The 15438-nt window shown below is 53.3% G+C and carries 12 protein-coding genes and 1 pseudogene; 8 read left to right on the top strand and 5 right to left on the bottom strand.

Going from position 1 to position 15438, the window contains the following annotated elements:
• Positions 1-128 precede the first annotated feature (128 nt).
• The 3 genes from K5905_RS10530 to K5905_RS10520 form a co-directional block, all read right to left on the bottom strand.
• Complete coding sequence (locus K5905_RS10530) at positions 129-2666, bottom strand: SPOR domain-containing protein (protein ID WP_297583358.1); 2538 nt, start codon at positions 2664-2666, stop codon at positions 129-131.
• 110 nt (positions 2667-2776) lie between these two features.
• Positions 2777-4546, bottom strand: coding sequence for an arginine--tRNA ligase (gene argS, locus K5905_RS10525; protein ID WP_297583356.1), 1770 nt, complete (start codon positions 4544-4546; stop codon positions 2777-2779).
• Positions 4547-4644: 98 nt separating this feature from the next.
• Positions 4645-5862, bottom strand: coding sequence for a deoxyguanosinetriphosphate triphosphohydrolase (locus tag K5905_RS10520; RefSeq protein WP_297583354.1), 1218 nt, complete (start codon positions 5860-5862; stop codon positions 4645-4647).
• A 156-nt stretch (positions 5863-6018) separates the two neighbouring features.
• Between K5905_RS10520 and erpA the strand changes: the two genes are divergently transcribed.
• The 3 genes from erpA to K5905_RS10505 all read left to right on the top strand — a co-directional run bounded on the left by erpA (position 6019) and on the right by K5905_RS10505 (position 7736).
• Positions 6019-6360 (top strand): iron-sulfur cluster insertion protein ErpA, encoded by a 342-nt coding sequence (erpA, locus tag K5905_RS10515; protein ID WP_297583352.1) that lies wholly within the window; start codon positions 6019-6021, stop codon positions 6358-6360.
• A 63-nt stretch (positions 6361-6423) separates the two neighbouring features.
• Entirely contained in the window at positions 6424-7206 is a 783-nt protein-coding gene (gene xth, locus K5905_RS10510; RefSeq protein ID WP_297583350.1) for an exodeoxyribonuclease III, read from the top strand.
• A 245-nt stretch (positions 7207-7451) separates the two neighbouring features.
• The gene (locus tag K5905_RS10505) at positions 7452-7736 is read left to right on the top strand and encodes a hypothetical protein (RefSeq protein ID WP_297583347.1); all 285 of its coding nucleotides are present in this window, start codon (positions 7452-7454) and stop codon (positions 7734-7736) included.
• Between the two features lie 41 nt (positions 7737-7777).
• Here K5905_RS10505 and K5905_RS10500 read toward each other — a convergent pair whose 3' ends face one another.
• Complete coding sequence (locus K5905_RS10500) at positions 7778-8617, bottom strand: tetratricopeptide repeat protein (protein ID WP_297583344.1); 840 nt, start codon at positions 8615-8617, stop codon at positions 7778-7780.
• A gap of 625 nt (positions 8618-9242) precedes the next feature.
• On the opposite strand from K5905_RS10500, the gene parE reads away from it, so the two are divergent.
• From parE to K5905_RS10475, 5 genes are all read left to right on the top strand, one after another.
• The gene (gene parE / locus K5905_RS10495) at positions 9243-11282 is read left to right on the top strand and encodes a DNA topoisomerase IV subunit B (RefSeq protein WP_297583342.1); all 2040 of its coding nucleotides are present in this window, start codon (positions 9243-9245) and stop codon (positions 11280-11282) included.
• Between the two features lie 121 nt (positions 11283-11403).
• Complete coding sequence (locus K5905_RS10490) at positions 11404-11745, top strand: hypothetical protein (protein WP_297583339.1); 342 nt, start codon at positions 11404-11406, stop codon at positions 11743-11745.
• A 50-nt stretch (positions 11746-11795) separates the two neighbouring features.
• Positions 11796-12131 (top strand): hypothetical protein, encoded by a 336-nt coding sequence (locus K5905_RS10485; protein ID WP_297583337.1) that lies wholly within the window; start codon positions 11796-11798, stop codon positions 12129-12131.
• A gap of 302 nt (positions 12132-12433) precedes the next feature.
• A complete protein-coding gene (locus K5905_RS10480; RefSeq protein ID WP_297583334.1) occupies positions 12434-13879 on the top strand; it encodes a DEAD/DEAH box helicase in 1446 nt (481 codons plus the stop codon).
• 121 nt (positions 13880-14000) lie between these two features.
• A complete protein-coding gene (locus K5905_RS10475; RefSeq protein WP_297583331.1) occupies positions 14001-15062 on the top strand; it encodes a GGDEF domain-containing protein in 1062 nt (353 codons plus the stop codon).
• 185 nt (positions 15063-15247) lie between these two features.
• On the opposite strand, the pseudogene K5905_RS10470 reads toward K5905_RS10475, so the two are convergent.
• Positions 15248-15438: pseudogene (locus K5905_RS10470) on the bottom strand (thiaminase II); the annotation flags it as partial.

Here is a 15438-nt window from a genome sequence, read left to right as displayed (position 1 = left end):
CACATATTTATGCGTCTATGGCACCTTCACTCGTTGGCCTTGTCCGCAAGGAAAAGATATCCGCCGCAGAATAAACGGCCGGAAAATCCGACCGTTCAATTCGAATGAATGTTGCGTCTTGGTGCGGATCAGGGCTGTCGGCGCACGAAGCAATCGCCGCCTGCCCCTTGCAGGCTTTCACACAATCTGATCGCTTCGTCGCGAGATCCGGTTGGAATTCGAGCACGATAGAATACACCACGATCCCCAAGATCAGCGGGAACAATAACCGCATTCTGGCTGCCGAGAATCGCCGGATAGCGGCGCTGAAGACCAGCATATGCACTGCTGGCTGCTGTTGCCGAGCGCTGTGACGTCACCTGAACGATATAGGTGCCGGAAGGAATACTACCCGTTGCAGCTGGATTGCCGGAAGCCGCGGCAGGTGCAGGTGTGCTTGCGGTCTGCGACAAATTCAACGGACCATCGTTTTGAGCGGTCGGTGCCGGTGTCGTCACGGCAGCAGGAGCACTGGCAACCTGAACAGGTGCGGCTGGCTTCTTGCGTGGCAAGACGGATGGGACCGCAACTGCAGGCTCTGCAATGGCAGGGGTTTCCGGTTGCGCAGCTTCAGGTTCCGCGACGATTGCCGGAGTTTCCGAAACCGCCGGAGTTTCAGGCTGTGCCGGTGTCTCTGGTGTTGCAACGGAAGGTTCAGCCGGTACAGGAACCACCGGGTCAGAACCAGATGCAGCTGGTTGTTCGGCAATTTCCCCAGGAACAAACGGGGTTGTTGCGACCACTCTCGAAGCATCATTGGGCGACGCCGAGGCAGCCGGGGCTGTCCCCGTATCGGCGGCTTCGGTCTCCGACACTATTGTGCCATCCGGCAGCACCTTGTAGGTCGTAACCCGTTTCGGCGAACCAGGAACGAGTTCCGCATTTCCATTGCTGCCCGCCGGTGCAGGTGGCAACTCAGCAGGTTGCGGAGATTCAGGCAGAATCAACCGAGCCGGACCTGTTTCACCCGATCCATCGACACGGTCATAAATCAGCTTCGAAGCAGAATCATCTGCTTGCGCCTGGGCTTGTTCCGGATAGACCTTCAATGGCTCCTGGATACCACTGATAACGGGAGGTGGACCACTCGGTACCTGCACCGCGTCTCCATCCATCAGGAAGAAACCGGCCCCACCGAGAACCGCGATCCCGAGCACGCTGGCGGCGACAACAAGTCCGCGCCGCGATTTTTCCTTTGCCCGGGGCGTTGCAGCCTCTTCCGCGCTCGGATGTGGTGGCAATACACCCGCCCCGGTCAGACTCGGATCGCTTTCCTGCATAGCCCGGGCAACCGCATCAAGGTCATAGCCTTCCGGCGGAGGTGGCGTTTCGTCAGCCTCGGTCTGCGGCACGGCCTCAACCGCTGCCGGCCAGGTCATGTCGTCAATTTCCTCAGCAGAAACCTGTTTCTCGGGCGGTTGAGGACTGACCTCAACCTGCGCACTCTTGCGTTCGGCAGGATCAGGAAAATCCAGGTCCGCAAAAATCGCGTCAATTCCGGAGAGTTTGTCCTCATCGTCCTTGACGCCACCTCGGTGTTGACTGTCCCCTGCGGAAAAGGGGGCATGCGTCTCATTCAGAGCTGCAAACAGATCGCTTTCATCTATTGCAGGGCGTTTTGTCTCTTCAGCAGAGGTCTCTTCTTCGCGAGCATCCGATCGGACACCGAACGGTCTTGCGGGTTCCACTGGTGGCACGATGTTCTGTTCAAGAGCCTGCGCAATGGAGGGTTCGAGATCCGGTGCAGGCGATTGCTCTGGGGGTTGCACATTGGGAACAACCGAACTCAATGAAATCTGGTCTTCTTCGACACTGACGACTGCAGAGTCTCTTTTTGCATCCTGAACAAACTCATCAACGGCATCGTCCGTTTGCCTGTCCTCCGGCCAGACAGTTTCAGCGTTGCCTTCTACGGAGCGTACCAAAGAAACCGGTTCGTGAATTTCCGACTGCTGAACTTCCGGTTCGACGTCCTCGTCGACAGACTGACGTAAAACGCCGATCAACTCGTCTTCCAGTTCTGCAGTCAGGTTCTGTTCCAGATCAAGCGCGACAGAAGGTGCAAGACTTGTTTGCTCGCCTGACGCGGCACTAGAAAATCCGGTTTCTATCGGCCTCACCTGATAGGCCTGCGACTGAGTGGAAAATCCAGCGCTCACAGCTGTCTGACCGGCAGCGACCGGTGTATCATCGACTTTCGGCTCAGGTGCCTTTGGCCACAAGGGCGACACATTGGCAACCGGTTTTGGCGGTTCTGGCTCGAATTTCGGAATTTCAACTGAGGGAGCATCGGGCTGCGTGTGCTGTTCTCCCCCCGGGAACGCTCCGTCGACATTACCAATGCCGGAGGGCTCCCCGTCTTCCGAAAATTCCGGGAGATTGCCTAGTGACTGGTCGCTTGAGAATGTCGGCTCGGTTCGTGCAACCGCACTTCCATCCGCCGTATTACCGTCCTGAGCCGGATGCTCATCAGCAACTTCATCCAGACCTGCGAAATAATCCGTATTGCCGACGCGACCGCTGCTCACATCCGCCCCCGATTGTTTGTTTTTATGGACAATCCGCGCCAACTCAACCAGCGGATCTTCCACGGTCGGTCGCTCGCTGCCTGAATCTTTTTCAGGCACACGCGAGTCTGTTCGCTTTGTTTCGTAGTCTTCCGACATGGGCTTTACGAAAACTGGTCCAGTTCAGTCAAAGTGCCATGATTCGTCAGCACAAGAGACTATGATTAAATCTAGCGCATTTCTTCAGGAGCATTAACACCAAGAATCGCAAGACCTGAAGCAAGCACCAAAGATATTGCACGAACCAATGCAAGACGTGCCAGGGTTAATTTCGAGTTACCGGCGTCAATAAAACGTAAATGCGGCATTTCCTTGCCACGATTCCAGTGTCCATGCAAAGAACTTGCCAGTTCATGGAGATAAAAGGCGATTCTGTGCGGTTCATGCGTTTCTGCTGCCGCATCAATCACTTTCGGCCACTCCGCCATTTTGGCAATGAGCTCAAGCTCGCCGCTGTCAGACAGCAAAGTAAAATCCGCCCCGGCAAGATTAGCGTCACCCAGATCCGAGCCTTTGAGCTCCTCTGCGGCCTGACGCATCGCAGACCGGCAACGTGCGTATCCGTACTGAACGTAAAAAACCGGATTGTCCTTGGATTGCTCGGTGACTTTCTTGAAATCGAACTCCAGCGGTGCATCATTCTTCCGGAACAGCATCATGAAGCGAACAGGATCGGAGCCAACCTCATCGACCACTTCCCGAAAGGTTATGAAGTCACCTGAACGCTTGGACATCTTCACAGGCTGACCGTCACGCATCAGTTTCACCAGCTGACAGAACCTGACGATCACGTCTGTTTCGCCGCCTGAAACCGCCTTGCCGACAGCCTGAAGACGCTTTGCATAACCGCTATGATCTGCGCCAAGCACATAGATGGTTTCCTTGAAACCTCGTTTGAACTTGTCTTCGAAATACGCGACATCCGCCGCAAAATACGTATAGGACCCGTCAGATTTCTTCAGCGCGCGATCGGTATCATCGCCATAGTCGCTTGCACGAAAGAGCGTCTGCTCACGGTCTTCCCAATCCTCCGGAACCTGGCCCTTGGGTGGCGGAAGTGTTCCTTCATATACGAGGCCTTTTGCACGCAAACCGTCCAGCATCTGGTCGATCTTGGACCCATTGCTGTTTTCGCGCTCGTGCAATGATTTTTCCGAAAAGAAAACTTCATGCTCAACGCCGAGGGTCGCCAGGTCTTCACGGATCAGGTCCAGCATCGCGGAAATGGCCCGCTCCTTGACCAACGGCATCCATTCGCTCTCGGGCATTTCCTTCAGCGACAATCCGAATTCCTGCTTGAGACTTTCTCCAACGGGGATCAGGTAATCTCCCGGATATAGCCCGGCCGGGATTTGACCAATGTCCTCACCAAGCGCTTCGCGATAGCGCAGGAAGGCGCTGCTCGCCAGGGTGTCGATCTGGGAACCGGCATCATTCACATAATATTCCTTGACCACCTCGTTCCCGGCGAAGGAAAGAAGGTTTGCCAAGGCATCTCCGACCACGGCACCACGAATGTGACCTACATGCATCGGACCTGTCGGGTTGGTTGACACATATTCAACATTGACTTTGGGCGCCGGCACCTGCTGAACGGATCCAAAATCCACTCCAAGCTCCAGCACACTTCCCAAAACCCTTTGCCAGACACCTGGCGCGACACGCAGATTGATGAAACCGGGACCAGCTATCGTTGCTTCCGTTACATCCGGATCGTCGTTGAGTTTCTCAACCAGCTTTTCTGCCAAATCCCTCGGCTTCATTCCGAGCGGCTTTGCCAAAACCATCGCGGCATTGGTTGCAAAATCTCCGTGTGCAGGATCTCGCGGCGCTTCCACGACAACGCGCGACAAGTCAGGAGAAAAACCATCTTTGTCTTTAAGTTCAAGTTCTTGAAGCGCATTTTTAACGCGTTGCGTGAAATCTGCGAAGATATTCATAGAGCACCGATCAGGTTTCGTCTTTCAAACACAAATCACCCGTGCGCAGCAGAGGAGATTTCCTCCGGCGTCACAGGGATGTAATTTCGTTCAAGCGCCTACCCCAAATCTGGAGTGTCGTCAAACAATCTGCGATGTTCTTCAATCGCATACCTGTCGGTCATGCCCGCAATGTAATCGCAGATCCGTCTCGCAACCTCGGTTTCGCTCAGGTCTTCAAGACCAATGTTCCAGGGTGAAGGCATCAATTCAGGCTGCGCATGAAACTTCTGGAACAGATCTTTCACAACCCTTGAAACCAGCTTGCGTACGGCCAGGACATCGTGATGACGGTAGACCCGTGAAAACAGGAATCGCTTCACCTCTTTTTCCGCAGCCGCCATGTCGCTTGAGAATCCGATCAGGCACCTGCCGGCCAGGCGAATATCCTGCGCACTTTGCGGGTTGGTTTCTGCGATGTTGCGCATCCCTTCCCGAATGACATCTTCCACCATTCGAGTGATGGATCTGCGCACGATTTCATGGATCCTGCGGCTCTCCTCGAGACCGGGATATTTGGTGTCGACTTCCGATAGGATCTCTGCCAGATACGGCACTTCGCGCATGTCTTCGACCGCGAACAGTCCTGCTCTCAGTCCGTCATCCAGATCATGTGCATCATAGGCAATATCATCCGCGATCGCGGCCGCCTGGGCTTCTCCCCCGGGCCAGGTTTTCAGCAGAAGATCCTGTTTTTCTTCGTATTCGCGAATCGCGAAAGGCAATTGGACATTCTTGAATTTACCGAGTGGAGAACCGTCCAGGCCTATTAGAGGTCCGTTGTGCTTGACCAGGCCTTCAAGTGTTTCCCAGGCAAGATTAAGGCCATCGAATTCGGCATAACGCTGCTCCAGATGGGTGACGACCCTTAGAGACTGGGCGTTGTGATCGAAACCACCGAAAGGGGCCATACACTCGTGCATGACATCCTCGCCTTCATGACCGAAGGGCGTGTGTCCCAAATCATGAGACAAGGCCAAGCACTCGGCCAGATCCTCATCCAGGCGCAAAGCACGCGCCAGAGATCTGGCAATCTGTGAAACCTCTATCGTGTGGGTCAGTCTGGTGCGGAAATGATCGCCTTCGTGATAGACAAAAACCTGGGTCTTGTGTTTCAAGCGCCTGAACGCAGATGAGTGAATTATCCTGTCACGGTCGCGCTGAAACGGAGTCCTGGTCGGACTTTCAGTTTCCGGATAGAGGCGCCCCCGGCTTTCCAGAGGATTTTCCGCATAAACCGCACGGGACTGCGCGCCAAAACCAATGTCCGAATTCATATGCCTCAAACCGTCCTTCACTGCGATTCCCCGTGTTTTAAGTTATCACAGCCAATCGCTCCACATTGACGTGGACGACTGCAAAACTTACTTATCTGAACAAATCAGGTTTTCCGCTCTCCTGCGAGAGTTTGAATTATGCGAGCCGGTAAAAAGATGACCGAGACACTTGAAGATCGAGTAACAGTCAGCGATCGGGCTGCAAAGCGGATCGCAAAGATCCTGTCGAAGGAACCTTCGGGCAGCATGCTGCGGGTCAGCGTGGAAGGTGGCGGTTGCTCCGGCCTGCAATACAAATATGATGTCGTCAACAGCAGCGAAAATGATGATTTCATCATAGAAAAGCCTGGTGCGACGGTCCTGATCGATGCCATCTCTTTACAATATATGGGCGGCTCGGAGATCGACTTTGTCGATGACCTGATCGGTCAATCCTTTCAGATCAACAATCCGAACGCCGTTGCTGGCTGTGGTTGCGGTACAAGCTTCACGATCTGAAACGACCGATTTCATTTCCAAGGCCGGTAGCTCCGGCTCCTTACTGGCCGAGGCTGCCCTGTCATGAAAATTGCGACCTGGAACATAAACGGCGTCAAAGCGCGCATTGAAACCGTGCTGGAATGGTTGAAGGAAACGTCTCCCGACATTGCCTGCCTCCAGGAAATCAAGTCTGTCGACGAAAATTTCCCGCGCCAGCCCTTTGAAGACCTCGGTTACAACGTCGAAACCCATGGGCAAAAAGGTTTTAACGGTGTCGCTTTGCTTTCAAAACGGCCCCTGGAAGATGTGCAGCGCAGGCTTCCCGGCAATGATGAAGACGAACAGGCGCGGTACATAGAAGCCAGCGTGTCGACGGAGCAAGGCGCAATCCGATTCGGCTGTCTCTATCTTCCCAATGGCAATCCACTTGGAACCGAAAAGTTCCCTTACAAACTGGAATGGATGGAACGGCTGATTAACCACGCCGAAAGCAAGCTAAAAGATGAGACGGCCTTTTTGCTGCTGGGTGACTACAATGTTATTCCCGACCCCATCGATGCAAAAAATCCGCAAAACTGGTTAGACGACGCTTTATTTCAACCGGACAGCCGACAACGGTTCAGGGCACTGATGAATCTCGGTCTCACCGAAGTAGTGCGCTCTTGCACCGAAGCACCGGAAACCTTTACTTTCTGGGATTATCAGGCCGGTGCCTGGCAGAAGAATAACGGCATCAGAATTGATCATATTCTTATGTCTCCTCAAGCGACAGATCGGATGATCGGATGCGGAATAGACAAACATGTCCGCGGCTGGGAAAAACCTTCCGATCACGTTCCGGTCTGGGTCAAGATCGCAGCCTGACAGGTTTGCGAAGGCACATATTCATCCCTGATTTTCCGGCATATCTCAGTGCGCAGGCTGTCGACCGCAGGCAGGCAGGCTTGCAGTAAACGGCCATCATGCTACTCTTTTGTGGCTATGGGATAACGTTTCGCCGAGACCCGTCCGCCGCGGCAACATGCGGACGCTCTGCACTGTCAGCCGATTTTTATCGGACTGGGAGATCAGGTTTTGCCGTCGCTCGTGCCTGGTTCACAGGAGTGTTTGTGGCTGCAAATTTCGTGATTATGCCGCTTGGCCATGCCCAAAACATTTCCTGCACATGCAGATATCAGGGCGAAGATTACGGCTTAGGTGAGTCCATTTGCCTGAAAAGTTCGGATGGCTTGAAAATGGCAACCTGCGAGATGGTTTTGAACAACACCTCGTGGCAAATAAGCAACGCTCCCTGCCCGTTGACGCACCTGCAAGACGAAATTCTCAAGGAGTTTGGCGATCAGCCGGCGATGTCGCCAAAACAACAAGACCTGAACGGATCGACCACCGGCTAAACTTCCAGCCGGTCCGCAATCGCTGCAGAAGGCTACTGCAATTACTGTGAGGGGAGTTGTTGCGCCGTCAGCATGTCAGGGCGGTTTTGTTCAATCCACCCATCGGCCAGAAGGCGTGCTTTTTCCCGAACCGGTTCCGACGACACTGCAAAATACTGCTCGTGCATGTCGTGAATCCAACCGGCATCGACACCGGCAGCCTGTTCGCGCGCAACAGTCATCCACATAAGACCGCGCGCCTTTTTCTTTTCTGAAGAGCCAAGCGTATAGAGTGTTTCACCCAGTCTCGCCTGAGCGCCCACATGTCCCTTAAGCGCGGCAAGATTGTACCATCGAACCGCCATACGACTGCTGCTGTCCTGATACATACGCCCAAGTTCGTACTGCGCTTCAGCATCCCCAAAATAGGACGCCGCGTGCGTAAAGATATGCCTGGCGCGCGCTTCGTTTTTAGGTACAGCGCCGTCGATACCGTTCAGGTAGTAAGAGCCGAGTGCAACAAAGGCGCTGGATACGAAAGGAGCGTCCGGAGCGTCCGGTCGATCTTCACCGTGCTCGCGCACAATCTGGCTATAATACTGAAATGCCTTGAGATCATCTTCCTGAACACCATCTCCTGAAGCGTACATTTCACCGAGCTTCCAGGCAGCGCTCGGCTGCCCGTTTTCGGCAGCATATTGAAGGGCATTCAGGGCTTCCGTCTTCCGCCCCTCGTTATATTGCCGCACGCCTGCGCGTAGAGCTTCGGTCGGAGACAAATCCGAGGGGCCAATGGAACTGTCGGCAGCAGGCTGGCCATCAAAAGCAGCCGCCGGCCCCGCCAGACCAACGAAGATCAACGCGCCAAATAAAGCACCATATTTTCCACGGCGTTGAGGCATTGAGCTCTTCTTTTGCTTCCCTGTTACACTATTTACTGCCGACCGAATTTCATCGGCACGACGGACGATCTTTGCGATCTTATATTCGGTCCGCGCTAAGCGCATGTTCAGTCTCTTCGATCCGCACAGCAGCGCCTTTGCGGACCCATTGTCCAGGAGGCCTAAAATGGCCAATCAATTCGGCCTAAGTTGGGCCATTCTGCGCCCAATTAAGACCATTTGTGGTTTCCTCTACGCGATCTGATTGCCTAGTCTTCGATCAGCTACAATCACCAGTGCAATCATCACGCGATCAGATCTTAGCGTAACCGGTGATGCTCAAACATGGCCGAACATGGGCAGCACGGTCATTCAATCCCTTCTGGCTCGACTCTATGAGCTTGTGTTGCCGAATTGACACAATTTCACCCTTCCCCCTTGCCGTGAGAGGCTGAGCAGTTAAACACAATCAGGTTGATGATCGGTTTCTCGCAGGAAATTGCGGTCGTTGTTGTTGAAAACGGGGCCTTTTGGCCAAAATCCTTTCCTGTTCTATGTTTGTCCTTCAAACTTGAGTCTGATTCGGTGTAGGTATCAGCGCTGAACCTCTGGAAACGGAATTACGAACTCCTTCAGGCGATTTGGAATGAGCGCAAAAGACGATTTATTTGCTGGCAATGCGGCAGTCTCCGCACCTTTGACCCAGGACGCGCCAGCGGTCCCAAAAGCGCGCCCAGTGGCAGCCGTTCCCATCCCTGACGAATATTCCGCTGCGGATATTGAAGTTCTCGAAGGTCTGGAACCCGTACGACGCAGACCGGGCATGTATATCGGTGGAACGGACGAGAAGGCCCTGCACCACCTTTTTGCCGAAGTCATCGACAATTCCATGGATGAAGCGGTCGCAGGGCATGCGACATGGATTGACGTCAGTCTCACGTCCGATGGCTATCTTACAATCACAGATAACGGCCGCGGTATACCGGTCGATCCGCATCCGAAGTTCAAGGACAAGTCGGCGCTCGAAGTCATCATGACCACACTGCATGCCGGCGGAAAGTTCGACAGCAAGGTCTATGAAACCTCTGGAGGATTGCACGGCGTCGGTGTTTCCGTCGTCAACGCCCTGTCAGAAGAACTCGTTGTTGAAGTTGCCCGAAGCCGCAAGCTTTACAGGCAAACGTTCAGGCGCGGTCACCCGCAGGGTCCGCTTGAACTGGTCGGCGACACCCAGAACCGCAGGGGAACGCAAGTTCGGTTCAAACCGGACGAACAGATTTTCGGCAAAGGCGCAAGATTTCTGCCTGCCAGACTGCTCAAGATGGCGCGCTCCAAGGCCTATCTCTTCGGCGGCGTGGAAATCCGCTGGCATTGCGAGCCCCGGCTGATTGCGGAAAAAGATGAAACACCCGCAGAAGCCGTCTTCCATTTTCCAGGTGGGTTGAAGGACTTTCTGGAGGAGCGCCTGACGAAGGAGCGGCGCGTCGTTGACGAGGTCTTTGCCGGGCGAACCGACAAAACAGGAAAACATGGGTCTGTTGAATGGGCGGTCAACTGGTTTGCCGGAGACGGTTTCGTCAATTCCTACTGTAATACGGTCCCGACACCGGAAGGTGGAACGCATGAAGCCGGCTTCCGCTATGCGCTCCTGCGTGGCCTGAAAGCCTATGGTGAGCTGACCAACAACAAGAAGGCCAGCATCATCACCGGCGACGACGTGATGACTTCCGCTGGAGGCATGCTTTCCGTCTTTATCCGCGAACCTGAATTCGTCGGCCAGACAAAAGACAAACTTGCAACCAACGAGGCCACACGCATTGCCGAAACCGCCGTGCGCGATGCGTTCGATCACTGGCTGACCGCTTCACCCAACCAGGCCAATAAACTGCTTGAGTGGGTCATCGATCGCGCAGAGGAGCGCTTGCGCCGGCGCCAGGAAAAGGACGTTGCGCGTAAGTCCGCGGTCAGAAAACTTCGTCTGCCTGGCAAACTGGCTGACTGTTCGGCCAACCAGTCCGACGGAACCGAGCTTTTTATCGTCGAGGGTGACTCCGCGGGCGGATCCGCGAAACAGGCACGCAACCGGTCCAACCAGGCCGTACTGCCCTTGCGCGGCAAAATTCTGAACGTTGCCAATGCCGGCCGCGACAAACTGGTTGCAAATCAGCAATTGGCCGATCTCATCCAGGCTCTTGGATGTGGCACCCGCTCGCAATACCGGGAAACCGATCTTCGTTATGAGAAAATCGTCATCATGACGGACGCCGACGTGGACGGCGCTCACATCGCGTCACTTCTCATTACATTCTTCTACCGCGAAATGCCTGAACTCATCCGCGGCGGTCATCTTTACCTTGCCGTCCCACCGCTCTACAGGCTCAGTCAGGGAGGTAAAACCCTCTACGCCCGGGACGACATGCATAAAGACGAGCTGATGGCGACAGTCTTTAAAGGCAAATCAAAAATAGAGATTGGCCGCTTTAAGGGTCTTGGTGAAATGTTGCCTGCTCAGCTCAAGGAAACAACCATGGACCCTGCAAAGCGTTCCCTCTTGAAAGTTGACGTGGACGAGGATGCGATCGCGGTAACCAATGACACAGTCGAGCGACTGATGGGCAACAAACCGGAAGCCCGTTTCAGATTTATTCAGGAAAATGCGGAGTTTGCCGAGGACCTTGATATTTAACCCCGATCACAGGTAACCTGTCGCGGTTACTTCGCGCCAGAATGCGCTCCTCGAGGCTCAGGGCTTCTGTTTCTTCGGAGATTCTGTTTCTAAAGAAATAATAACCGACCGGATCTGTACGATGTTAAATCGGGTCTATTCAATTTTTGACAAGCGGCGTAGACCACTGCGCAATCATGTGTATTTGGCATTTCCCGCGCACAATATTGCCTATGCCCGCGCCACGGAGCCGGCTTTTCAAGTGTTGGCACCGATTTTGAACTATCTCGCAAGCAATACCAGCCCAGAAACTGGAAATGGGAAAAAGACCTCTGAACCCTGGAAGCATGAGCGGTTGCTGTTTCATGGAAATGTCGAGTTGCTTACGGCCAGGGAGCTCAAACGCCGCTATCCGGACATGAAAATCGTTGGGTCCAAGACCCGATGCACCGGCTCGCCTATTGCTATGAAAAAATCATTCTGACCGACACCCCGTTGCCATCCTATTACAGCGAACGATTTTTCGATAAGAATATGTCCGTGAAAGACTTCGTCGCTCACGTCTCGGGAATATCAGATCTTGAAGCCGACAATCTTTTTCGCAGTCAGACGGCAACTCTGTCCTACAAGGGAATGCTGACCGCGGATATCGTTTTGCAACTTGAGCATTTCGAGCAGTCTTTTGGCCAGTTTCTGTCGGAGATATCTCTCCGTCACAGGCCGAGTTTGTCCACCAAGTACCGGATTTCGGACTACATTTCACCAAGTACGCTGCGTGCATTTACAGATGCAGGAGTGAATTTGAAACTTCAGCGCAGATACAGGTCCGATTACGCATCGTTTTTCTCCAACGAGCTCATTGCGACCTGATCGTGGAATAGAAAACCGCCACCCTGAATTGCAAATACCTTTTTTGCCGGAAACAATCGAGTGCACGTGGCCAGCAATTTCATGTCGTCATAAGCGAAGTTCGTTGCCCACTTCATAATTCAATTAAGTCTCTCTATTAACTCAATTGACAAGTCTTGGGCGGAAATACTCGATTTTGTTGGAATTTTACCTCAACTGCGCATTGACACCTGAGCGCATGAATGTAGGGTGTGCGCACGTTGGCGCCAATGGTTTCCAAGGTGCCGTCGATTAACAATCACAACATCCGGGCAAAACGCTCCATGTCATTTGATACTCTCGGTCTTAGCGAGAAGGTTCTCTCTGCAGTTGAGGCAGCCGGTTATAAAGAACCTACGGCAATCCAGGCCGGAGCGATCCCGCAGGTGCTCGAACGGCGCGACATACTCGGCATTGCGCAAACAGGAACCGGCAAGACCGCAAGTTTCACCCTGCCCATGTTGACCCTCCTGGAAAAGGGCCGTGCCAGAGCTCGTATGCCCAGGACACTTATTCTTGAGCCGACCCGTGAACTGGCGGCACAGGTTGAAGAGAATTTCGAAAAATACGGAACAAATCACAAGCTCAACGTTGCCCTTCTGATTGGTGGCGTATCTTTTGCCGACCAGGACAAGAAGCTTGACCGCGGCACGGATGTTCTGATTGCGACGCCTGGCCGACTGCTGGACCATTTCGAACGCGGCAAACTGCTGCTTCAAGGCGTCGAAATTCTTGTAATTGACGAAGCCGACCGGATGCTCGACATGGGCTTCATTCCGGACATTGAACGTATCTGCAAGCTCATTCCGTTTACGCGCCAGACATTGTTTTTCTCCGCAACCATGCCGCCGGAAATTCAGCGTCTGACAGAAACGTTTCTGCAGAACCCGGCCCGTATCGAAGTTGCGCCGACATCTTCAACTGCTGAAAACGTGTCCCAAAAACTCAAGGCGTCCCCTTCCAAGGATTACGAAAAACGCGCCGCGTTGCGTGAACTTCTTGAAGGTGCGGAAGAGTTGAAGAACGCGATTGTTTTCTGCAATCGCAAGCGCGATGTTTCGACACTTTTCAGGTCTCTGGAAAGACACGAATACAATGTCGGCGCCCTTCATGGCGACATGGACCAGCGCACCCGAATGATGATGCTGGACAATTTCCGAAAGGGAAACATCCAGCTTCTGGTCGCCAGTGATGTTGCGGCTCGCGGACTTGATATTCCTGAGGTCAGCCACGTCTTCAATTATGACGTTCCGATCAACGCGGAAGACTACGTTCACAGAATTGGCCGGACAGGCCGCGCAGGCCGTTCAGGTGCAGCGTTTACGCTGGTAACCGGTGAAGACCGCAAATACCTGGAAGCCATTGAGGCTCTCATCAAGAAGTCGATTGACTGGCAGGGCGACGCTATTGATTTTGAAGCTGCTGCAAAAGAGCGCAAGGCCAAACGCAAATCAGGCAAGGCGTCCAAGAATGCCAATTCCAGCAATGACAATGAGGCGGACCAGCCAAAACCTGCCGGTCGTCGCCGTTCACAATCGAAATCGCGCGAAACAGTACAAAGTGCCAACGAGGAGCAACAGGACGTTTTGACCCCGGTTCCAGTTTCAAACCTTCCGCAAAAATCAACTGGCAAAAAAGCTAGAAATGAAAAGATGGAGCCGGCCTTCAGCCCCGGTGTGCACATCCCCGCTTTTCTTCTGCGCGAACCGCGTCCGAAAAAAGCTTCATAACCTATAACCTTAGGTACTTTTCGCCATAGGTTTAACGGCTCCTTAAGCCTTACCTTAGCATCTTAACCTAAATCTTGTGGCCGTGTGAGGTGGATTCGCAAGAGCTAGGTGAGAGATATCTATGGCGGATGAAGACGACCATAAGCGGACCATCAAATACGGTGAGTCCGCTATTAGTTACATCAAGAAGAACACACTGCCGGCCTACCCGCGTTCTTACGAACTTTGGTACACTTATTCTGCTGGTTACAATCAGGGCCTTAACAGGGCGATTAACGATACAATAAAGGAAAGCGGCCGGATCAGCACAGACGAGATGCTGACCCTTTACGGGCGTTTTTTGTCCCCTACCCGCCTCGGTGACCGCCTGGACGAGGTTGGCAGCAAGGTATCCAGAGAAGTTGAAGAACTTGTCGATTCCTTGCGACTGAGCGCAGATGCCACGTCTGACTACGGTACAGCTCTTGAACAGGCCGGCGAAAAGATCAAAAGCATCGCCGATCCGGAAAAACTGCAAATCTACGTCACCCATCTGGTGAAATCGACCCAGAATGCAGTTGCTTCGAATCGTAAGCTCGAGAGCCAGCTTCTAGAATCCAAAAAACACATTGAAAGCCTGCAGTCTTCTCTCGAGGCGATCAGATATGAATCGCTCACCGACGAATTGACAACCCTGAACAACCGCAAGCATTTTGAAAATTCCATTGAAAAGGTCATAGATCAGTCAATCGAAAGCGGGCGTGGTTTCGCGTTGTTGATGACGGATATCGATCACTTCAAAAAATTCAACGACACTTATGGTCACCAGACTGGTGACCAGGTCCTCAGGCTTGTCGCTCTTGCGGTGAAGCAAAATATCAAAACTCAGGACATCGCCTGTCGCTATGGCGGCGAAGAGTTTTCGATCATCCTTCCGCACACCAGCCTTGAGGAAGCTCGAAAGATCGGTGAAGCCATTCGCTCGGCCGTGATGTCCAAGGAACTGGTGAAGCGCTCGACTGGCGAAAATCTTGGTCGCGTGACGATCTCGGTGGGCATTGCGACCTATCAAAAGATGGACACTGGCCATTCGATAGTTTCGCGTGCGGATGAAGCGCTTTATTGCGCCAAAAACGCTGGCAGAAATCTTGTCAGGACCGAAACCGATCTCCCGAAGCCAATCGGGAAAGAAAACGTTGCTTAATCGCTAGCAACCCACTTTTTTCGAAAATTAGTGTGTTGCAAACACCCTATTCATTCAAACACCGCGATACCGAGCTTAGCAACTTGCCCTTTCCATTTCGGTCACGGCAGAAAATCCTTGTTTTCAGACGCCAAATCCGACGTGCGTATGATCGGAACCTGCGGCTCGACAGACCTTAGAGTTCTTTAGCTCTTTGCTGCGTCCAGCCCCATTTGCCAGAAATCGCTTTCAAGCCTTGATGCCTTTTCAAACAAGGATAGAACCCGCGGGTAGCGATGCTCAGTCAGCACCAGGTCAGCCGTCTGATCGAACCAGGTCGCGAATCCGCTTGCGAGCTCCTGATAGCCGTCTCCGGCATATTCCTGAATCCAGCGGC

The organism is Roseibium sp. (assembly GCF_025698965.1).
Taxonomy (GTDB): domain Bacteria; phylum Pseudomonadota; class Alphaproteobacteria; order Rhizobiales; family Stappiaceae; genus Roseibium.
This window is presented reverse-complemented; position numbering and strand designations above follow the sequence as displayed.